This is a genomic window from Streptomyces sp. NPDC101181, assembly GCF_044767975.1.
Taxonomy (GTDB): domain Bacteria; phylum Actinomycetota; class Actinomycetes; order Streptomycetales; family Streptomycetaceae; genus Streptomyces.
Genome location: NZ_JBIWOX010000011.1, coordinates 187,705 through 207,759, shown reverse-complemented (window position 1 = coordinate 207,759; position 20,055 = coordinate 187,705). Strand labels below are relative to the sequence as shown.

The window sequence follows — 20,055 nt, the reverse complement described above, 5'->3', positions numbered from 1 at the left end:
GTGTGGATGGACCCGGTCCGGGCCCGCTCGGTGGTTTGGCCGTAGCGCGTGGTGGCGGTGCGGGTGGTGATGGCGGGCTCGGGCCAGGTCCCGGGTTTGGCGAAGCGGAGTTCCGGACCGTGTCTCGGCGGCGGGCCGCCCTTCGGGCCGTAGCCCCTGGGCGGCGTTGGCAGCCGCATCATCCGGTCGCTCCGGACAGAGCATCTTGACGCCGTCGCCCCGAACTCGATGGCCGCCCACACGAAACGGTCGGCTGGGAAACCCCGGCCGACCGCCTGCGTGAACTGCTCGCGGCCTGATCCACACGACAACGTGTTGCAGCTCCCCGCTGAAACCGCCGCGGCCGTGGGCCTTGGGCTCGTGGCGGCGGACGAGCTCAGAGCTGGGTTTCGCCACCGTCCACGGCGAGCTCGATGCCGGTGGTGTACGTGGCATCGAAGGCGAGGAACGCCGCCGCCTTGGCGAACTCCTCGACGGTGCCGTAGCGCTTCATGGGGTTGCTCGCGGTCCGCTCCGCCCTGAACTGGTCAGCGGCCTCTTCGGACAGGTTCATCGTTTCCAGAATCCCCGAGTCGATGGGACCCGGGCTGATCGCATTGACACGGATTCCCCGCGGAAGCAGCTCCCGGGAGAAGGTGCGGGCCATCGAGCGCAGCGCCGCCTTGCCGGCCGCATAGACGCTGGTGTCCACCATGCCGATGACGTTGGCGATCGAGGTGGTGAGGACGACGCCGGCGTTCGCGCTCAGCAGCGGAGCGAGCTTCTGCACAGTGAAGAAGGCGCCCTTGACGTTGATCGCGAACAGCTCGTCATACACGTCCTCGGTGGTCGATTCGAGGGGCGTGAGGGGTGAGATGCCGGCGTTGACGAACAATGCCTCGATCGAGCCGAGCTCGCTCTGTACACGGCCGACAAGCATATCCAGGTCGGACAGTGAGGCCACATCCGCCCGGACGGCCACGGCATGCTCATCGAGCCGCTCGCGTGCCGCGTCGAGCTTGGCCTGAGAACGGCCGGTGATCACCACGCGGGCTCCGCCTTGCACCAGCAGTTCCGCCAGCGCGAGCCCCATGCCGCTGCTGCCACCCGTGATCACCACGTTCTTGTCGCTGTACTCACCCATGACCGAGGTTGCTCCGTTCCGTCGTCAAAAGCATGTCGATAAGACTGGATGCCACTGCTCATGAAGCGAGTCGGTCGAGGGGTTCGATCTTCATGTCGCCTGTGGTGACCGTGCGGATGTGATCGCTCGCGAGCAGGTCGTGCGGATTGCCGAGGCCGATGGCGCTGACCTCGTCGAGGCGGGCCAGCTGGGAAGGAGTGAGGTCGACCTGCAGGGCACCCAGGTTGTCCTCCAGCTGCGCGATGGTGCGGGCACCGACGATGGGGGCCGTCACGCCCGGGGCGTTCAGGGTCCAGGCCAGTGCGACCTGGGCGGGTGTGCGACCCAGCTCGGAGGCCACTTCCTTCACCACATCGGCCATGGCAAGGTTGCGATCGGTGACCCATCCGAGGGCGACGTTGAGGCTCTTGCGGTTGCTGGCGGTTTCGCCGGCGACCGAGTCCGCCTGGTGCCGGTCCTCCCGGCTGTACTTGCCGGTGAGCACTCCGCCGCCCAAGGGGGAGAAGGGGACCACGCCGAGTCCCATCTCGCGTGCCATCGGGATCAGGTCACGCTCGGCGGTGCGCTCGATCAGGCTGTACTCGGTCTCCAGCGCGACCAGTGGTGACCAGCCTCGCAGGTCGGCTATCGCCTGCATGCGCGACACCTGCCAGGCCGGGGCGCTGGAGATCGCCACGTACAGCACCTTGCCCTGCCTCACCAGGTCGTCCAGGCCCCGCAGGATCTCCTCCACCGGCGTCGTGAAGTCCCAGACGTTCACGTAGAGCACATCGATGTAGTCGGTGTTCAGCTGCCGCAGACTGGCTTCCACCGACGCCAGCATGCTCTTGCGGTGGGTGCCCCCGGAATTCGGGTCACCGGGCTGACGCAGCGTCGAGTACTTCGTCGCCAGCACCATCCTGTCGCGGTTGGTGTGGACGAATTCGCCGAGCAGTCGCTCGGAGCTGCCGTTGGTGTAGGTGCTGGCGGTGTCGAAGAAGTTGCCGCCGAGCTCGGTGTAGCGGTCGAACAGCTTGCGCGCCTCGTCGCGCTCGGCGCCCCAGCCCCACTCGGTGCCGAAGGTCGCTGTGCCCAGCGCCAGCGGTGAGACCCGGAGTCCGGAACGGCCCAGCAGCCGATAGGTGTCGAGAGTGAGTGCCATCGTGGTTCTCCTGTGAGGTGCGGTCGTGGCGTTCGAGAAGTGCGGATCGGTGGTCGACCCGCCCGGGTTTCAGGCGCCGAGCCGGTAGCCGCCGGCCACGGTGGTGTCCTGGCCGGTGATGTGGCAGGGAGTGTCCAAGGCCCAGGAAGGCGACTGCTTCTTCGACCTCCTGGCTGGTTCCGAAGCGCTTGAAGGGGATCTTCGAGCGCATGGCACCCCGGCCGCTCTCGGGCACCCCCAGCTTGTTGAGCGGCGGGGTGTCGCTGGTCCCGGGGCTCACGGCGTCGACGCGAATCCTGCGCGGGGCCAGTTCGAGCGCGAGGGAGGGCGGCATGGTCGGTAGCGGGCCGCGTGTCGCCGCCGCCCCCACCGTGGCGCCAGGGGCGCCGTGGCGGGATTCGATACCGACGGTCAGTACGGCACACCTTTCGTCGCTGAAGGGATGGGTGAGACCACTCGCAATCGGGGAACTCCCCGGTTATCTCCACCGTACACTGAAACGGGGACATCCCCGAATCGTTTCCGAGCCTCATCCGACACTCACGATCGCGAAGGTCATGACACCTCCACGCAGCAACCTGCGCGCCGACGCGCAGCGCAACCGCGAGCAGCTGATCGCCACGGCCGCCGAAGCCTTCGCGTCCGGACGCGCGGTCTCGCTGGACGCGATCGCCAAACGCGCGGGAGTGGGGAACGCCACCCTGTACCGGCACTTCCCCACTCGGGAGGATCTGGTCGAAGAGGTCTACCGGGACCAGATCCGGCCCCTGCGCGAAGATGCGCGCACCCTGCTGGCCGCCAAGCCGCCCGCGCAGGCCCTCCACGCGTGGATGCTCCGATTCGCCGACTGGGCCGGTGAACGACGCGGCATCTGCGAGGCCCTGGTCGCCATGAGCGCTTCCGGCCGCTTCGGCACCGGACCGGTCTGCGACGAGGTCCAGCAGGTTCTGGCGATCGTGCTCGAGGCCGGCGTCGCAGCAGGAGAAGTGCGCGGCGACATCGACCCGGTCGAGGTGGGCGGCATCCTCGCCGGTCTGCTCTCCGTGGCCGGCGCACCAGAGCAGCGTCCGCAGCTGAACCGCATGCTGGACGTCGTCGTCGACGGACTCAGGCCCCGCTAGGGGATTTCTTTCCGATCGTCGGATCGTTGGTCCGGCCGTGCGGGATGGGGAGATTTCCGACGTTGCCTGGGACGTCCCCGCAGCGGGCCGACCAGCAGAAACACCCCGCCTGCGACGGCCGGGGCCGTCCCCTGGCCTTCCTGGTCACCAGCGGCAACCGCAGACCGGAGCCGTCATCAGCCTCGTTCGCGTGGCCCTGCGGATTCGACAAGGGCGTCGATCGGCGCCGCAACGTCGTCGAACGCTGCTTCCGCCGTCCCGAACACTGGCACGGCATCGCTACCCGGCATGACGAACACCCCTGGAGCCGGGCTAGACGCGGCGGGCCGCCACCGGGGCCGGGTCGCCCTCACGGGACGGGGCGTCGTCCGCCGGGGTCCCGTGGGGTGGCCGGGTCCGGCGGATCCCGGTCAGCCGGGACGTCCCGGCCGGGACCCGCCTGGGCAGCCGGTGCGGCAGCGCGCCGTACCAGGCGCGGGAGACCGCGTAACCGAAGGCCAGGCAGGCCATGCCGCCCACCGCGTCCAGCCAGAAGTGGTTGGCGGTGGCCACGATCACGACGAGGGTGGCCGTCGGGTAGAGCAGGCCCAGGATGCGGGCCCAGGGCGCCGAGGCCAGGGCGAAGATCGTCAGCCCGCACCAGAGCGACCAGCCGATGTGCATCGAGGGCATCGCCGCGTACTGGTTGGACATGTTCTTGAAGTTGCCCGAGGCCATCGACCCCCAGGTCTCGTGGACCAGGACCGTGTCGATGAAGTTCGTCCCGTTCATCAGGCGGGGCGGGGCGAGCGGGTAGAGGTAGTAGCCGAGCAGGGCCACCGCCGTGGTGGAGAAGAGCACCAGACGGGTCGCGGCGTACCGGCCGGGGTGGCGGCGGAACAGCCACACGAGCACCCCGATGGTGACGATGAAGTGCAGCGTGGCGTAGTAGTAGTTCATCGAAACGATCAGCCATGTCACGGAATTGACCGCGTGATTGACCGTTTCCTCGAAAGCGAGACCGATGGACTTCTCCGCCGCCCAGATCCAGTCGGCGTTGGCGAGAGCGGCGGCCTTCTGCTCCGGGACGGCGTTGCGCACCAGGGAGTACAGCCAGTAACTCACCGCGATGAGCAGGATCTCGAACCAGAGGCGTGGGCGGCGCGGGGAGCGCAGCGAACGCAGGCGGGCGAGGGCGCGTTCGTGTGGACGGGTCGCGGGCCGCGCCTCGTCCACGATGGGTGACGGGCTGGTCGCCGACCTGCCTTCGTGTGCTGTCACGTGTGTTTCACCCATAGGCACAGAGTCTGCCAGATACGCCCCCCTGCGCTCGATCATCCTCCGGTCGGGTCCGGCCCGCACGTCCTGCGCCTCAAGGATGAGCGTGGGACCCTGAGGAGGGTCCGGGGGAGGAGGGCCCGGGGCACGACGCGGTCGAGCCGCGGACCACCAGCTCGGGCATGAAGACGAACTCGCTGTGCGGGGCGGGGGTTCCGCCGATCTCCTCCAGCAGCGTGCGCACCGCCGCCTGACCCATCGCCGTCACCGGCTGCCGGATGGTGGTCAGCGGCGGGTCCGTGAACGCTATGAGGGGCGAGTCGTCGTAGCCGACCACGGAGAGGTCGCGGGGGACCTCCCGGGACTCCCGGCGGGCCGCCCGGATCGCTCCGAGCGCCATCATGTCGCTCGCGCACACGACCGCCGTGCAGCCGCGTGCCATCAGGGCGGAGGCGGCGGCCTGCCCGCCCTCCAGGGTGTACAGGGAGTGCTGGACCAACTCCTCCACGTCGTCGGGGGTCAGATCCAGCTGCTCCCGCATCGTGGCGTGGAAGCCCTCGATCTTGCGGAGGACCGGCACGAAGCGCACGGGGCCGACCGCGAGCCCGATCCGGGTGTGGCCCAGCGCCACCAGGTGCGTCACCGCCAGCCGCATCGCCGCCCGGTCGTCGGGGGAGATGAACGGCGCCTGGACCTTCTCGGAGAAGCCGTTCACCAGGACGAACGGGACGCCCTGGCCGCGCAGTTGCTCGTAGCGCTGCATGTCGGCGGAGGTGTCCGCGTGCAGCCCGGAGACGAAGATGATGCCGGAGACGCCCCGGTCCACCAGCATCTCGGTGAGTTCGTCCTCGGTGGAGCCGCCGGGGGTCTGAGTGGCGAGGACCGGGGTGTAGCCCTGCCGGGTCAGAGCCTGGCCGATCACCTGCGCCAGCGCCGGGAAGATCGGGTTCTCCAGCTCCGGGGTGATCAGGCCGACCAGTCCGGCGCTGCGCCTGCGCAGCCGTACGGGGCGTTCGTAGCCGAGGACGTCGAGGGCCGCGAGGACGGATTCGCGGGTGGCCGTGGCGACTCCGGGCTTGCCGTTCAGGACTCGGCTGACCGTCGCCTCGCTGACCCCCGCCTGAGTTGCGATATCGGCAAGCCGTGCGGTCATGGGATGGGACTGTACCGGCCCGGTGTCGGATTGCCCACCGCGTACGGCCTCTCCGCGATCAGTCGTGCGACCCCTTCGCGATCAGTCGTACGGCCTTGCCGCGATCGGTCGTGCGACCCCGCCGTGATCGGCGCGCGGGCCGGGGCGCGGGGCGCGGTGGCGGCCGCTTCGGCAATCTCTTGCAAGGACTTGCGGGCCGGGGAGGTGAAGGGCGGTCGAGCCGTCGCGCCGTACGTACGCCGGGTCTGGCCTGGCCCTGTCCGGGGTGTCGGGCCCTCGTCAAGGGGCGTGACGGCAACCTTGAGGACACGTGGATGTAACGATCACCAGCCCTTGCAGAAATCTTCCGCAAGGTCTTTCGGTCGTCTTTCATCCTTGTTACGTTCACGTCGACCCGGCGCCGCGACGGAGCGGTACGGCAGTTGAAGGAGTTCAGATGCGACGTGGCATAACGGCCACCGCCCTGGTCGCGGCCCTGGCGCTCGCGGCGACCGCCTGCGGCAGCGATGACAAGTCCGACGGCGGTTCGAGCTCGGGTGAGCTCTCCGGGACCGTGACCTGGTGGGACACCTCCAGCGTCGGCAGCGAGGACAAGGTCTTCAAGAAGCTGGCCGAGGGCTTCGAGAAGAAGCACCCGAAGGTCGACGTCAAGTACGTCAACGTGCCCTTCGGTGACGCGCAGAACAAGTTCAAGAACGCCGCGCAGGCCGGTGACGGCGCCCCCGACGTGATCCGCTCCGAGGTCGCCTGGACGCCCGACTTCGCCAACCTCGGCTACCTGGCCCCGCTGGACGGCACCGCCGCCCTCAAGAACCAGGACGACTTCCTCGACCAGGCCGTCGCGTCCACGAAGTACGACGACAAGACCTACGCCGTGCCGCAGGTCATCGATTCCATGGGCGTCTTCTACAACAAGAAGCTGCTGGCCGACGCGGGCGTCGAGGCGCCGACCGACCTGGGCGAGCTGAAGAGCGCCGCGAAGAAGATCAAGGACAAGACCGGCAAGACCGGCCTCTACCTCCGCGGCGACGACCCCTACTACTTCCTCTCCTTCCTCTACGGCGAGGGCGGCGACCTGGTCGACGCCGGGTCCAAGACGGTCACCGTGGACAAGCCGGAGGGCGTCAAGGCCTTCACCGCGGTCAAGGAACTGGTCGACGACGGTACCGCGAAGACGGACGCCTCGGACGGCTGGGAGAACATGATGCAGGCGTTCAAGAACGGCGACGTCGCGATGATGATCAACGGCCCCTGGGCCGTCGCCGACACCCTGACCGGAAGTGAGTTCACGGACAAGGCCAACCTGGGCATCGCCACGGTCCCGGCCGGCTCCGCGGGCCAGGGCGCCCCGCAGGGCGGGCACAACCTCGCCGTCTACGCCGGTTCGAAGAACCTGGACGCCTCCTACGCCTTCGTCGAGTACATGACGTCTGTGGAGTCCCAGGCCACCGCCGCCGGCGAGCTGAACCTGCTGCCGACGCGCACCTCCGCGTACGCCAAGAAGGAAGCCGTCAACAGCGAGATCGTCGGCTTCTTCAAGCCGGTCGTCGAGACCGCCGTCGAGCGGCCGTGGATCCCCGAGGGCGGCAGCCTCTTCGCCCCGCTGGGCATCGAGTACACCAAGGTCCTCACCGGCCAGACCACGCCGGAGAAGGCCGCCAAGGCCACCGGCGACTCCTACCGCAAGCTCCTGAAGGACTGGAAGTAACAGGAAGGCTGGCCGACTGATGGCTGTCCACACCGGCCGGTCGGTGGTGAAGGCCGCGGGCGGGAACACCGCCCGCGGCCGGAGCCGCGGTACCGGCACCCCACCGCCGACCCCCGGCCGTCTCCGGCGGGCCCTGTCGGTCCACTGGTACGCCTGGGCCATGGTCGCCCCGGTCGTCGTCGTCATCGGCGTGATCATCGGCTATCCGCTGGTCCGCGGGATCTTCCTCTCGATGACCGACGCCGACGAGCGCAACGTCGCGCGCTCGATCGGGGTCAACGACATCCCCGCCACCTACGAGTTCGTCGGCGCGGACAACTACGTCGACGCGCTGACCGGTTCGCAGTTCCTCGGCACGCTCGGCTGGACGCTGGTGTGGACCGTCTCCTGCGTGAGCATCACCTTCGCCCTCGGCATGGGCCTGGCGAATCTCCTCAACCGCCGTATAGCCGGACGCTCCGCCTACCGGATGGCCCTCATCCTGCCCTGGGCCATCCCCGGCTTCGTCTCCGTCTTCGCCTGGCGCTTCCTCTACAACGAGGAGCGCGGCCTGCTCAACAAGGTCCTCGGCGGCGCCGGCATCGACGCCGTCCCGTGGCTGAACGACCCCACCTGGGCGAAGTTCGCGGTCATCGCCGTCAACGTCTGGCTCGGCATCCCGTTCATGATGGTCGCCCTGCTCGGCGGACTCCAGTCCATCCCCTCCGAGCAGTACGAGGCGGCCGAGATGGACGGCGCGACCCCCTGGCAGCGCTTCCGCCACATCACGCTCCCCGGACTGCGCCCGGTCTCCACCACGGTGATCCTGCTCTCCACCATCTGGACCTTCAACATGTTCCCGGTGATCTTCCTGCTGACCCGCGGCGGACCCGGTGAGGCCACCCAGATCCTGGTGACCCAGGCGTACAAGTTCTCCTTCGAGATCAGCCCGCGCGACTACGCGCAGTCCTCCACGTGGGGCGTGCTGATCCTCGTACTCCTGATGCTCTTCGCCGTCGTCTACCGGCGGGTCCTGCGCTCCCAGGGAGACAACTGGTGACCACCGCGACCGACACCCCCGCCCGGCGCGCCGTGCCCACGCCCCGGCGGCGCGGCGAGCGCTCCCCGCTCGCCTCCGTGGGCCTCCACCTCACCCTGATCACCGCCTCGGTGATCGCGGTCTTCCCGGTGCTGTGGGTCCTGCTGACCTCGCTGAAGCCCGCCAAGTACGCGACCACCACGGACTTCTTCCGCGAGACCACGTTCGTCAACTACACGAACCTGATCCGCGACACCGAGTTCCTCAGCTGGTTCGCCAACTCCGTGGTCATCGCCGGACTCTCCACCGTGATCGGCGTCTTCGTCGCCGCCACCACCGGCTATGCGGTCAGCCGCTTCCGCTTCCCCGGCAAGCGCGGGCTGATGTGGACGCTGCTGATCACCCAGATGTTCCCGGTGGCCGTCCTCATCGTGCCGATCTACAACATCATGTCGAGCCTGGGGCTGCTCAACCAGCCGACCGGGCTCGTCATCACCTACCTCACCATCTCGGTGCCGTTCTGCGCCTGGATGATGAAGGGCTTCTTCGACACCATCCCGCGCGAGATCGACGAGTCGGGCGAGGTCGACGGCCTCACCCCGTTCGGCACGTTCTGGCGGCTGATCCTGCCGCTGGCCAAGCCGGGCCTCGCGGTCACCGCGTTCTACTCCTTCATCACCGCCTGGGGCGAAGTGGCCTACGCCTCCGCCTTCCTGGTCGGCGACGAGAACCTCACGCTGGCGGGCGGACTCCAGAAGTTCGTCAACCAGTACGGGGCCCAGTGGGGCCCGATGACCGCCGCCTCCGTCCTCATCGCCATCCCGGCCGCCCTGGTCTTCCTGTTCGCGCAGAAGCACCTGGTCACCGGGGTGTCCGCCGGAGCCGTCAAGGGCTGAGGCCGCCGCACGGCAGCACCCGCACGCACCACCGCATTCGTCACGGCGGCGCCGGACACCCCGATCCGGTCACCGGCGCCGCCTCCCACCCAGAAACCCAGGGACGACATGACCCAGCACCTCGCTGCCCCCTCCACCGGCACGTCCGACGACGCCCCGGGCCACCCCGCCGGCTGGTGGCAGGACGCGGTGATCTACCAGGTCTATCCGCGGAGCTTCGCCGACGCCGACGGCGACGGCATGGGCGACCTCGCCGGTGTCACCGCCCGTCTGCCCCACCTGAGGGACCTCGGCGTCGACGCGGTCTGGCTCTCCCCCTTCTACGCCTCCCCGCAGGCCGACGCGGGCTACGACGTCTCCGACTACCGGGCCATCGACCCGATGTTCGGCAACCTGCTGGACGCCGACGCGCTGATCCGCGAGGCCCACGCTCTCGGCCTGCGCATCATCGTCGACCTGGTCCCCAACCACTCCTCCGACCAGCACGAGTGGTTCAAACGCGCCCTCGCCGAAGGCCCCGGCTCCGCCCTGCGCGAGCGCTACCACTTCCGCCCCGGCAAGGGCGCGGGCGGCGAACTCCCGCCCAACGACTGGGAGTCCATCTTCGGCGGTCCCGCCTGGACCCGTACAGTCGACCCCGACGGCACCCCCGGCGACTGGTACCTCCACCTCTTCGCCCCCGAGCAGCCCGACTTCAACTGGGAACATCCGGCCGTCGCCGACGAGTTCCGCTCCATCCTGCGCTTCTGGCTCGACATGGGCGTCGACGGCTTCCGCGTCGACGTCGCCCACGGGCTCGTCAAGGCCCAGGGCCTGCCCGACCTCGGCACCCACGACCAGCTCAAGCTGCTCGGCAACGACGTCATGCCGTTCTTCGACCAGGACGGCGTCCACGCGATCTACCGCAGCTGGCGCACCATCCTGGACGAGTACCCCGACACCATGGAGCCCGGCGGACCCCTCGCGGCGGGGCGGCGGGTGACGGGCGGGCGGATCGCCGTCGCCGAGGCCTGGACGCCGACCGTCGAGCGCACCGCCAACTACGTACGCCCCGACGAGATGCACCAGGCGTTCAACTTCCAGTACCTGGCCACCGACTGGGACGCCGCAGCACTGCGCCAGGTCATCGACTCCTCGCTCGACGCGATGCGCCCGGTCGGCGCCCCCACCACCTGGGTGCTCTCCAACCACGACGTCACCCGGCACGCCACCCGCTTCGCCAACCCGCCCGGACTCGGCACCCAGCTCCGCACCCCCGGCGACCGCGAGCTGGGCCTGCGCCGGGCCCGCGCCGCGTCCCTGCTGATGCTCGCCCTGCCCGGCTCCGCCTACGTCTACCAGGGCGAGGAGCTGGGGCTGCCCGACGTCACCGACCTGCCCGACGAGGCCCGCCAGGACCCCTCGTTCTTCCGCGCCGCGGGCCAGGACGGCTTCCGCGACGGCTGCCGCGTCCCGATCCCGTGGACCCGCGAGGGCACCTCGTACGGGTTCGGCGACGGCGGCAGCTGGCTCCCGCAGCCCGCGGGCTGGGGCGAGCTGTCCATCGAGGCGCAGACCGGGGTGGCGGGCTCCACCCTGGAGCTGTATCGGGCCGCGATCGCCGCCCGCCGGGACCACCCGGGCCTCGGCGTGGGCACCGACGTCGAGTGGCTTGAGGGTCCCGAGGGCGTCCTGGTCTTCGCCCGCCCCGGCTTCGTCTGCACCGTCAACACCACCGGTGCCCCGGCGCGCCTCCCTGCCCCGGGCCGGGTGCTGCTGGCCAGTTCCCCGGTCAGCCTGGACGGTGCCGAGGCCGTGCTGCCCGCCGACACCACGGTGTGGTGGACGGTGTGACCCTCCCCGCCGCCAGGGCCGCCGCCCCCCGCCTCTCCGACATCGCCGGACAGGCGGCGGTCAGCGAGGCCACGGTCAGCCGGGTCCTCAACGGGAAGCAGGGCGTCGCGGACACCACCCGTCAGCGGGTGCTCGCGGCGCTCGACATCCTGGGCTACGAACGGCCCGTACGGCTGCGGCGGCGCAGCGCCGGACTCATCGGGCTGGTGACGCCCGAACTCACCAACCCGATCTTCCCGGCGTTCGCCCAGTCCGTGGAGCAGGTGCTGGCCGGGCACGGCTACACCCCCGTGCTCTGCACCCAGCTCCCGGGCGGGGCGACGGAGGACGAACTGGTCGAACAGCTCGTGGAGCGCGGCGTCGGCGGCATCGTCTTCCTCTCCGGGCTGCACGCGGACACCTCCGCCGACCCGGCCCGCTACGCCGCGCTCACCGAGCGCGGCGTGCCGTTCGTCCTGGTCAACGGGTACAACGAGCGCATCAGCGCCCCGTTCGTCTCGCCCGATGACAACGCTGCCGTCCGGATGGCCCTCGGGCACCTCGCCGACCTCGGCCACCGCCGGGTCGGCCTGGCCGTCGGCCCGCAGCGCTACGTCCCCTCGCGCCGCAAGCGCGAGGGGTTCGTGGCGGCCGCGGGGTCCGTGCTCGGGATGGCGCCGGCGGAGGCCGAACAGCTCGTCCGCTCCACGCTGTTCAGCGTCGAGGGCGGCCAGGTGGCGGCGGGCGCGCTGCTGGACGCGGGGTGCACCGGCATCGTCTGCGGCAGCGACCTGATGGCCCTGGGCGTCGTGCGCGCCGCCCGGGGGAGGGGGCTCGACGTGCCCCGGGACGTGTCGGTCGTCGGCTTTGACGACTCGCAGCTCATCGCGTTCACCGACCCGCCGCTGACCACGGTGCGCCAGCCCGTGCAGGCGATGGCGGCGGCCGCGGTGGGCGCGCTGCTGGAGGAGATCGGCGGGAGCCCGGTGCAGCGCACCGAGTACGTCTTCCAGCCGGAGCTGGTGGTCCGGGGCTCGACGGCGGCGGCGCCCGCGTAGACCGGGGCCCGCGAGGGACGGATCGCAATGCGCCGGGAGTCGGCCCGGGGAGGGGTGGCGCGACTCCGGGCGTCTCTCCCGTTTCCCGCCGTGATCCGGGTGCCGCTGCCACCGTGACCGGCCCGGCCGGCCGGGCGCGTGGGGTCCGGGGCCCGTGCGGACGGGTCCGGATCCCCCGGCCGGCCGGACCGGAGTCACAGGCAACGTAACAGCCCGCAATATCTTGCGAAAGTCCTTGCAGCGAGAAATCGGCGGGGAACCGGGCGGAAATCCGCGCTGTTTCATGGATGTGAGCGGGAGATGTCCAAAGGGTTGACCGCTGACGGGCGGGCTCGTACGGTCTGCTCCGCGGCAAGGTTTGCATTCTTGCAGCAAGAACATTCAGGAGCCTTGAGGGCATGGCGCGTTGCCGGCTGAGGCTGCACGGTCATCCGCGTTTCCCCCACCCGCAGGAGGAAAGACATGGCACGCAGACCACTGTCTGCCGCGCTCGCCCTCGTGGCAGGCGCCGCCGCCCTCGTCGTCCCCACCGGATTCGGCACCGCACCCGCCGCCCAGGCCGCCGCCCCGGGCGACAAGGACGTCACGGCCGTGATGTTCGAGTGGAAGTTCGCCTCCATAGCCAAGGCCTGTACGGACACCCTCGGTCCGGCGGGCTACGGCTACGTCCAGGTCTCCCCTCCCCAGGAGCACATCCAGGGCGGCCAGTGGTGGACCTCCTACCAGCCCGTCAGCTACCGGATCGCCGGGCGGCTCGGCGACCGGGCCGCCTTCTCCGCCATGGTCAACACGTGTCACTCGGCGGGCGTGAAGGTCGTCGCCGACGCCGTCATCAACCACATGGCGGCGGGCAACGGCACCGGTACGGGCGGCACTTCGTACACCAAGTACGACTACCCGGGCATCTACTCCGGCAACGACATGGACGACTGCCGGTCCCCGATCAGCAACTACAACGACCGCGCCAATGTCCAGAACTGCGAACTCGTCGGCCTCGCCGACCTGGACACCGGCGAGGACCACGTCCGGGGCCGGATCGCCGGTTACCTCAACGACCTGCTCTCGCTCGGCGTCGACGGCTTCCGGATCGACGCCGCCAAGCACATGCCCGCCGCCGACCTGGCCGCCGTCAAGTCCCGGCTGACCAAGCCGGACGTCTACTGGAAGCAGGAGGCGATCTACGGGGCCGGGGAGGCCGTCTCGCCCTCCGAGTACCTCGGCACCGGGGACGTCCAGGAGTTCCGGTACGGGCGCAGCCTCAAGCAGGTCTTCCTCAACGAGAACCTGGCCCACCTGAAGAACTTCGGCGAGGGCTGGGGCTTCATGGAGTCCGGGAAGTCCGGGGTCTTCGTCGACAACCACGACACCGAGCGCGGCGGCGACACCCTGAACTACAGAAACGGCTCCGCCTACACCCTCGCCAACGTCTTCATGCTGGCCTACCCCTACGGCTCCCCGGACGTCCACTCAGGCTACGAGTTCAGCGACCACGACGCCGGTCCGCCCGGCAACGGCCAGGTCAACGCCTGCTACAGCGACGGCTGGAAGTGCCAGCACGCCTGGCGCGAGATCTCCTCCATGGTCGCCTTCCGCAACACCGCGCGCGGCCAGGCCGTCACCGGCTGGTGGGACAACGGCGGGGACCAGATCGCCTTCGGCCGGGGCGACAAGGCGTACGTCGCCATCAACCACGAGGGCTCCGCGCTGAACCGGACCTTCCAGACCTCGCTGCCCGCCGGTGACTACTGCGATGTCCAGTCGGGCAGGGGCGTCACCGTCAACGGCTCCGGCCAGTTCACCGTCACCGTCCCGGCCGGCACCGCCGTCGCCCTGCACACGGGCGCCCGTACGTGCTCCCCGGGCGGCGGCACCGGTCCCGGCAACGGCTCCTCCGGCGCGTCCTTCGGCGTCGACGCCACCACCCGGCCCGGCCAGAACATCCACGTCACCGGCGACCAGGCCGCCCTCGGCAACTGGAACCCGGCGAACGCCCCCAAGCTCGACCCGGCCGCCTACCCGGTCTGGAAGCTGGACGTGAGCCTCCCCGCCGGGACCACGTTCGCGTACAAGTACGTCCGCAAGGACGCCCAGGGCAACGTCACGTGGGAGAGCGGCGCCAACCGCGCCGCCACCGTCCCCGCCTCCGGAAAGGTCATGCTCACCGCCGACGTGTGGCGCGGCTGACCCCTGCCGAAACCCGCGGGGCGGGGGGGGCCCCCCCCGCCCCCCGGGCCCCCCCCCCCCCCCCCCCCCCCCCCCCCCGCGGCCCCCCCCCCCCCCCCCCCCCCCCCCCCCCCGCGGGAATGGCCGGGCCCCCCCCCGCGGGGGGGCGCGGCCCCCCCCCCCCCACCCCGGGGGGGGGGGGCCCCCCCCCCCCCCCCGCGGTCCACCCCCCCCTCCCGCCGTCCCAGCCGAGGAGCGCCCTCCCGTGTCCCCAACCACCCTCGGACGAGGGGTGATCGCCGTACTGTGCGCGGCGCTGCTGCCCGTCGTCCCCGCGGCCACCGCCACCGCGTCGCCCCGGCCGCCGGCCCCGCCCTCGGACGCCGAGCTCGCCCGTGAGGCGCCCCGGCACGACCTCACCCGGGAGCAGTTCTACTTCGTGCTGCCCGACCGGTTCGCCAACGGCGACACCGCCAACGACCGCGGCGGGCTGACCGGTTCGCGGCTGGACCACGGCTTCGACCCCACCGACAAGGGGTTCTACCAGGGCGGCGACCTCAAGGGCCTCGCCCGGAAACTCGACTACATCAAGGGCCTCGGCACCACCGCGATCTGGCTCGCCCCGATCTTCAAGAACCGGCCCGTCCAGGGCACCGGCAAGGACGCCTCGGCGGGCTACCACGGCTACTGGATCACCGACTTCACCCAGGTCGACCCGCACTTCGGCACCAACGCCGACCTGGAGAAGCTGATCGACAAGGCCCACGCCAAGGGCATGAAGGTCTTCTTCGACGTCATCACCAACCACACCGCCGACACCGTCGACTACGCCGAGAAGGCCTACGGCTACAAGCCCAAGGGCGCCTTCCCCTACCTCGACGAGGACGGCCGCCCCTTCGACGACCGCGCGGGCATGCGGAAGGTGGACCGGAACTCCTTCCCCTACACCCCGGTGCAGGCGCCCGGCGCGCAGAAGAAGGTCCCGTCCTGGCTCAACGACCCGACGATGTACCACAACCGGGGCGACTCGACGTGGGCCGGTGAGTCCAACGAGTACGGCGACTTCTCCGGGCTCGACGATCTGTGGACCGAGCGTCCCGAGGTCGTGAAGGGCATGGAGAAGATCTACGAGACGTGGGTCCGCGACTTCGGCATCGACGGCTTCCGGGTCGACACCGTCAAACACGTCGACCTGGACTTCTGGACCCAGTGGGCCACCGCGCTCGACGCCTACGCGGCGCGGCGCGGCCGCGACGACTTCTTCCTGTTCGGCGAGGTCTACTCCGCCGACCCGGCGATCACCTCCCCCTACGTCACCCGGGGCCGCCTGGACGCCACGCTGGACTTCCCCTTCCAGGAAGCCGCCCGGCAGTTCGCCTCCCAGGGCGCGTCCGCCGACAGGCTCGCCTCGGTGTACGGCCAGGACTACCGCTACACCACCGACAAGGCCAACGCCTACGAGCAGGTCACCTTCCTCGGCAACCACGACATGGGCCGCATCGGGACCTTCCTCGAGCAGGACAACCCCGACGCCGGCGACGCCGAGCTGCTGAAGCGGTCCCGCCTCGCCCACGAGCTGATGTTCCTCGGCCGGGGCAACCCGGTGATCTACTACGGCGACGAGCAGGGCTTCACCGGAGCGGGAGGCGACAAGGACTCCCGCCAGACCCTCTTCGCCTCGAAGACCACCGACTACCTCGACGACGACCAGCTCGGCACCGACCGCACGCACGCGTCGGACGCGTACGACACGAAGCACCCGCTCTACCGCTCGATCGCCGCCCTCTCCCAGCTCACCCGGGACCACCCGGCGCTGCGCGACGGCACCCAGATCCAGCGGCTCGCGGAGGGCCCGGTGTACGCGGCCTCGCGCATCGACACCCGGCGCCCGTACGAGTACCTGGTCGCCTCCAACAACGGCACGAGCCCGAGGACGGTTCAGCTCGCCACCGAGTCGGCCGACATGAACTTCCGTACGCTGTACGGCGGTTCCGGCACGGTCCGCAGCGGCAAGGACAAGAAGGTCACCGTCACCGTGCCCGCCCTGACCAGCCTCGTGCTGAAGGCGGACCGGACCGTCGGCGCCCCCGCCGCCCGGCCCGCCCTCTCGCTGAAGGCCCCGGAGGCCGGGGCCACCGGCACCGTCGAGATCGCCGCCGACGTGGACGGCGGCCAGCTCAACCGGGTCGTCTTCGCCGCCCAGGTCGGCAACGGGACGTGGCAGACCCTCGGCACCGCGGACCACGCCCCGTACCAGGTCACCCAGCACCTCGACGCGAGCGTCGGGGCCGGAACGCCGCTGCGCTACAAGGCCGTGGTGGTGGACCGTACGGGCCGCACCGCCGGGGCCCTCGCCGCCACCACCGCCGGTCGGACCCCGCCGCCCGGCAAGCCCGTCGCCGTCGAGCGCGACCGGGCCGTCGTCCACTACCGGCGCGCCGACGGGGACTACGACGGCTGGCAGCTGAAGTCCGGTGAGAGGACAGCCGAGTTCATCGGGCGGGACGCCTACGGCGCGTTCGCCTGGATCGACCTGGAGAAGGGCGCCGACTCCGTCCCGTACACCGTCGAGAAGAACGGCACGGCGGACGGCCCGCCGCGCACCATCGACCTCGGCGTCACCGGGCAGGTGTGGATCGAGCAGGGCCGGGACGGACAGAGCGCCGAGGCCCCGCCGTCCCCGCCGCAGGACACCTCGAAGGCCGTCCTCAACTACCACCGCCCGGACGGGGACTACGACGGCTGGGGGCTGCACACCTGGACCGGGGCCGAGGAGCCCACCGACTGGTCCAAGCCGCTGGCGCCGGTGAGGAGGGACGCCTACGGGGTCACCTTCGAGGTGCCGCTCGTGGACGGGGCGACCTCCCTCAGCTACATCCTGCACAAGGGCGACGAGAAGGACCTGCCCGGCGACCAGTCCCTCGACCTCGCCACCTACGGCCACGAGGTCTGGATGCTCGGCGGCAGGCCCGGCTACCTCCTCCCGCAGACCGGCGGCGGGGCGGCCCCCGACCTGTCCAAGGCCGAGGCGCAGTGGATCGACGCGAACACCGTCGTCTGGAAGGTGAAGACCACCGACGCCACCAGCCAGCAGCTCGTGTACGCGAAGAAGGGCGGCATCTCCGTCGCCGACGGCGCGCTGACCGGCGAGGGCCAGTGGCTGCGGCTCGCCCCGGGCGCGCTGAGTGACGCCCAGAAGGCGAAGTTCCCCCACCTGAAGGACTATCCGGCCTTCACCGTCGACCCGCGCGACCGCGACCGCGTCCGGGAGTCCCTGCGCGGCCAGCTCCTCGCCACCCAGCGCGCCGCCAACGGCGCCCTGCTCGCCGCCACCGGCGTACAGACGGCAGGAATCCTGGACGACCTGTACGGGAAGAAGGCCGCCTCCGCCGAACTCGGCCCCGTCTTCAACAAGTCGACACCCACGCTCTCCGTGTGGGCCCCGACCGCACAGACCGTCGCCCTCGAACTCGACGGCCGCAGCGTCCCGATGAAGCGCGACGACCGCACCGGCGTCTGGTCGGTCACCGGCAGGAAGAGCTGGCAGGGCAAGCCCTACCGGTACGCCGTGACCGTCTGGGCGCCCACCGTGCAGAAGCTGGTCACCAACAAGGTCACCGACCCCTACTCCACCGCCCTGACCGCCGACTCCGCCCGCAGCCTCGTCGTGGACCTCGCCGACCCGGAGCTCGCGCCGCGCGGCTGGTCCGGCCTGCGGAAGCCCGCCGCCACCCCGCTGCGGGACGCCCAGATCCAGGAGCTGCACGTCCGGGACTTCTCGGTCACCGACCGCACGGCGAAGCACCCCGGTGAGTACCGGGCCTTCACCGACACCCGCTCGCAGGGCATGCGGCACCTCAAGAAGCTCGCCGACTCCGGCACGAGCTACGTCCACCTGCTGCCCGTCTTCGACATCGGGACCATCCCGGAGAGGAAGAAGGACCAGACCCGGCCCGCCTGCGACCTGCACGTCCTGGCCCCCGACTCCGAGGAGCAGCAGGCCTGTGTGAGCAGGGCCGCCGCCAAGGACGGCTTCAACTGGGGCTACGACCCGCTGCACTACACCGTCCCCGAGGGCTCCTACGCCTCCGACCCGGACGGCACCGAGCGTACGGTCGAGTTCCGGCAGATGGTCCAGGGCCTCAACAAGGCCGGCCTGCGCACGGTCATGGACGTCGTCTACAACCACACCGTCGCCTCCGGGCAGGACGACAAGTCGGTCCTCGACCGGATCGTGCCCGGCTACTACCAGCGGCTCCTGGCGGACGGCACCGTCGCCACCTCCACCTGCTGCGCCAACACCGCGCCCGAGAACACCATGATGGGCAAGCTCGTCGTCGACTCCGTCGTCACCTGGGCGAAGGAGTACAAGGTCGACGGCTTCCGCTTCGACCTGATGGGCCACCACCCCAAGGAGAACATCCTCGCCGTCCGCAAGGCGCTGGACCGGCTCACCCTCGCCAAGGACGGCGTCGACGGGAAGAAGATCATCCTGTACGGGGAGGGCTGGAACTTCGGCGAGGTCGCGGACGACGCCCGCTTCGTCCAGGCCACCCAGAAGAACATGGCCTCCACCGGCGTCGCGACCTTCTCCGACCGGGCCCGGGACGCCGTCCGCGGCGGCGGCCCCTTCGACGAGGACCCCGGCGTCCAGGGCTTCGCCTCGGGCCTCTACACCGACCCCAACTCCTCGCCCGCCAACGGCACCAGCGCCGAGCAGCGGGCCCGGCTGCTGCACTACCAGGACCTGATCAAGGTCGGCCTCACCGGCAGCCTCGCGGACTACACCTTCACCGACACCACCGGGCGCACGGTCCGGGGCGCGGACGTCGACTACAACGGGGCGCCCGCCGGATACGCGGCCGCCCCCGGCGACGCGCTGGCCTACTCCGACGCCCACGACAACGAGACGCTCTTCGACGCCCTCGCCTTCAAGCTCCCGGCGGGCACCACGGCCGCCGAACGGGCCAGGGCCCAGGTGGTCGCGATGGGCGTCTCCGTCCTCTCCCAGGGGCCCTCGCTCTCCCAGGCGGGCACCGACCTGCTGCGCTCCAAGTCCCTGGACCGCAACTCCTACGACAGCGGCGACTGGTTCAACGCCCTGCACTGGGACTGCCGCGACGGCAACGGCTTCGGCCGGGGCCTGCCGCCCGCCGCCGACAACCAGGACAAGTGGCCGTACGCGAAGCCGCTGCTGGCCGCCGCCGGGACGATCGCGCCCGGCTGCGCCGAGATCGGCGGGGCGTCCGCCGCCTACCGCGACCTGCTCACCATCCGCGCCACCGAGAAGGAGTTCTCGCTGCGCACCACCGAGCAGGTGCGCTCGGCTCTGTCCTTCCCGCTCTCCGGCACGGACGAGACCCCCGGCGTGATCACCATGCGCCTGGGCGGGCTGGTCGTCGTCCTCAACGCGGGACCGGACTCCGCGTCCCAGCGGCTTGCCGCACCCGCCGGGAAGACGTACGCCCTGCACCCGGTCCAGGCCGACGGCGCGGACTCTACGGTCAAACGAGCCAGATACGACGCGAAATCGGCCACTTTCGCCGTCCCGGGACGCACGGTGGCCGTCTTCACTCTGCGCTGACCTCCGGCGGCACTACGGTGA

The 20,055-nt window shown here is 70.6% G+C and carries 12 protein-coding genes and 1 pseudogene; 8 read left to right on the top strand and 5 right to left on the bottom strand.

The genetic code is table 11. From position 1 onward, the window contains the following. Window positions 1-376: 376 nt before the first annotated feature. From ACIRRU_RS18555 to ACIRRU_RS18545, 3 genes and pseudogenes are all read right to left on the bottom strand, one after another. Window positions 377-1,123 (bottom strand): SDR family oxidoreductase, encoded by a 747-nt coding sequence (locus ACIRRU_RS18555; protein ID WP_403681604.1) that lies wholly within the window; start codon window positions 1,121-1,123, stop codon window positions 377-379. Between the two features lie 58 nt (window positions 1,124-1,181). After that, the gene (locus ACIRRU_RS18550) at window positions 1,182-2,264 is read right to left on the bottom strand and encodes an aldo/keto reductase (RefSeq protein WP_403681603.1); all 1,083 of its coding nucleotides are present in this window, start codon (window positions 2,262-2,264) and stop codon (window positions 1,182-1,184) included. Between the two features lie 202 nt (window positions 2,265-2,466). Continuing rightward, a pseudogene (locus ACIRRU_RS18545) lies at window positions 2,467-2,634 on the bottom strand (oxidoreductase); the annotation flags it as partial. A gap of 187 nt (window positions 2,635-2,821) precedes the next feature. On the opposite strand from ACIRRU_RS18545, the gene ACIRRU_RS18540 reads away from it, so the two are divergent. Continuing rightward, on the top strand, window positions 2,822-3,385 hold the full coding sequence (locus tag ACIRRU_RS18540; RefSeq protein WP_403681600.1) for a TetR/AcrR family transcriptional regulator: 564 nt from the start codon (window positions 2,822-2,824) through the stop codon (window positions 3,383-3,385). Between the two features lie 312 nt (window positions 3,386-3,697). Here ACIRRU_RS18540 and ACIRRU_RS18535 read toward each other — a convergent pair whose 3' ends face one another. Together ACIRRU_RS18535 and ACIRRU_RS18530 are read right to left on the bottom strand one after the other, a co-directional pair. Next, a complete protein-coding gene (locus ACIRRU_RS18535) occupies window positions 3,698-4,660 on the bottom strand; it encodes a phosphatase PAP2 family protein (RefSeq protein ID WP_403681597.1) in 963 nt (320 codons plus the stop codon). A gap of 76 nt (window positions 4,661-4,736) precedes the next feature. Then, window positions 4,737-5,795, bottom strand: a complete 1,059-nt coding sequence (locus ACIRRU_RS18530; RefSeq protein WP_363202623.1) for a LacI family DNA-binding transcriptional regulator — start codon at window positions 5,793-5,795, stop codon at window positions 4,737-4,739. Window positions 5,796-6,231: 436 nt separating this feature from the next. On the opposite strand from ACIRRU_RS18530, the gene ACIRRU_RS18525 reads away from it, so the two are divergent. The 7 genes from ACIRRU_RS18525 to pulA all read left to right on the top strand — a co-directional run bounded on the left by ACIRRU_RS18525 (window position 6,232) and on the right by pulA (window position 20,034). Beyond that, window positions 6,232-7,503 (top strand): extracellular solute-binding protein, encoded by a 1,272-nt coding sequence (locus tag ACIRRU_RS18525; protein WP_403681593.1) that lies wholly within the window; start codon window positions 6,232-6,234, stop codon window positions 7,501-7,503. Window positions 7,504-7,522: 19 nt separating this feature from the next. Beyond that, a complete protein-coding gene (locus ACIRRU_RS18520; RefSeq protein ID WP_403681591.1) occupies window positions 7,523-8,542 on the top strand; it encodes a carbohydrate ABC transporter permease in 1,020 nt (339 codons plus the stop codon). Next, window positions 8,539-9,417: a carbohydrate ABC transporter permease gene (locus ACIRRU_RS18515; RefSeq protein WP_363202620.1), complete on the top strand. Its 879-nt coding sequence runs from the start codon at window positions 8,539-8,541 to the stop codon at window positions 9,415-9,417. Before ACIRRU_RS18520 ends, ACIRRU_RS18515 begins: the two co-directional genes overlap by 4 nt. Before the next feature lie 108 nt (window positions 9,418-9,525). Continuing rightward, a complete protein-coding gene (locus ACIRRU_RS18510) occupies window positions 9,526-11,250 on the top strand; it encodes a glycoside hydrolase family 13 protein (RefSeq protein ID WP_403681587.1) in 1,725 nt (574 codons plus the stop codon). Next, entirely contained in the window at window positions 11,235-12,287 is a 1,053-nt protein-coding gene (locus ACIRRU_RS18505) for a LacI family DNA-binding transcriptional regulator (protein WP_403681585.1), read from the top strand. The genes ACIRRU_RS18510 and ACIRRU_RS18505 overlap by 16 nt, the downstream gene beginning before the upstream one ends. 462 nt (window positions 12,288-12,749) lie before the next feature. Continuing rightward, window positions 12,750-14,471, top strand: coding sequence for a carbohydrate-binding module family 20 domain-containing protein (locus ACIRRU_RS18500; RefSeq protein ID WP_403681582.1), 1,722 nt, complete (start codon window positions 12,750-12,752; stop codon window positions 14,469-14,471). 244 nt (window positions 14,472-14,715) lie between these two features. Continuing rightward, complete coding sequence (pulA, locus tag ACIRRU_RS18495) at window positions 14,716-20,034, top strand: pullulanase-type alpha-1,6-glucosidase (protein ID WP_403681580.1); 5,319 nt, start codon at window positions 14,716-14,718, stop codon at window positions 20,032-20,034. Window positions 20,035-20,055: the final 21 nt, after the last annotated feature.

Coding starts and splice junctions, on each gene's coding strand:
- ACIRRU_RS18555 (WP_403681604.1), bottom strand. CDS start 1,123: ATGGGTGAGTACAGCGACAAGAACGTGGTGATCACGGGTGGCAGCAGC.
- ACIRRU_RS18550 (WP_403681603.1), bottom strand. CDS start 2,264: ATGGCACTCACTCTCGACACCTATCGGCTGCTGGGCCGTTCCGGACTC.
- ACIRRU_RS18540 (WP_403681600.1), top strand. CDS start 2,822: ATGACACCTCCACGCAGCAACCTGCGCGCCGACGCGCAGCGCAACCGC.
- ACIRRU_RS18535 (WP_403681597.1), bottom strand. CDS start 4,660: ATGGGTGAAACACACGTGACAGCACACGAAGGCAGGTCGGCGACCAGC.
- ACIRRU_RS18530 (WP_363202623.1), bottom strand. CDS start 5,795: ATGACCGCACGGCTTGCCGATATCGCAACTCAGGCGGGGGTCAGCGAG.
- ACIRRU_RS18525 (WP_403681593.1), top strand. CDS start 6,232: ATGCGACGTGGCATAACGGCCACCGCCCTGGTCGCGGCCCTGGCGCTC.
- ACIRRU_RS18520 (WP_403681591.1), top strand. CDS start 7,523: ATGGCTGTCCACACCGGCCGGTCGGTGGTGAAGGCCGCGGGCGGGAAC.
- ACIRRU_RS18510 (WP_403681587.1), top strand. CDS start 9,526: ATGACCCAGCACCTCGCTGCCCCCTCCACCGGCACGTCCGACGACGCC.
- ACIRRU_RS18500 (WP_403681582.1), top strand. CDS start 12,750: ATGGCACGCAGACCACTGTCTGCCGCGCTCGCCCTCGTGGCAGGCGCC.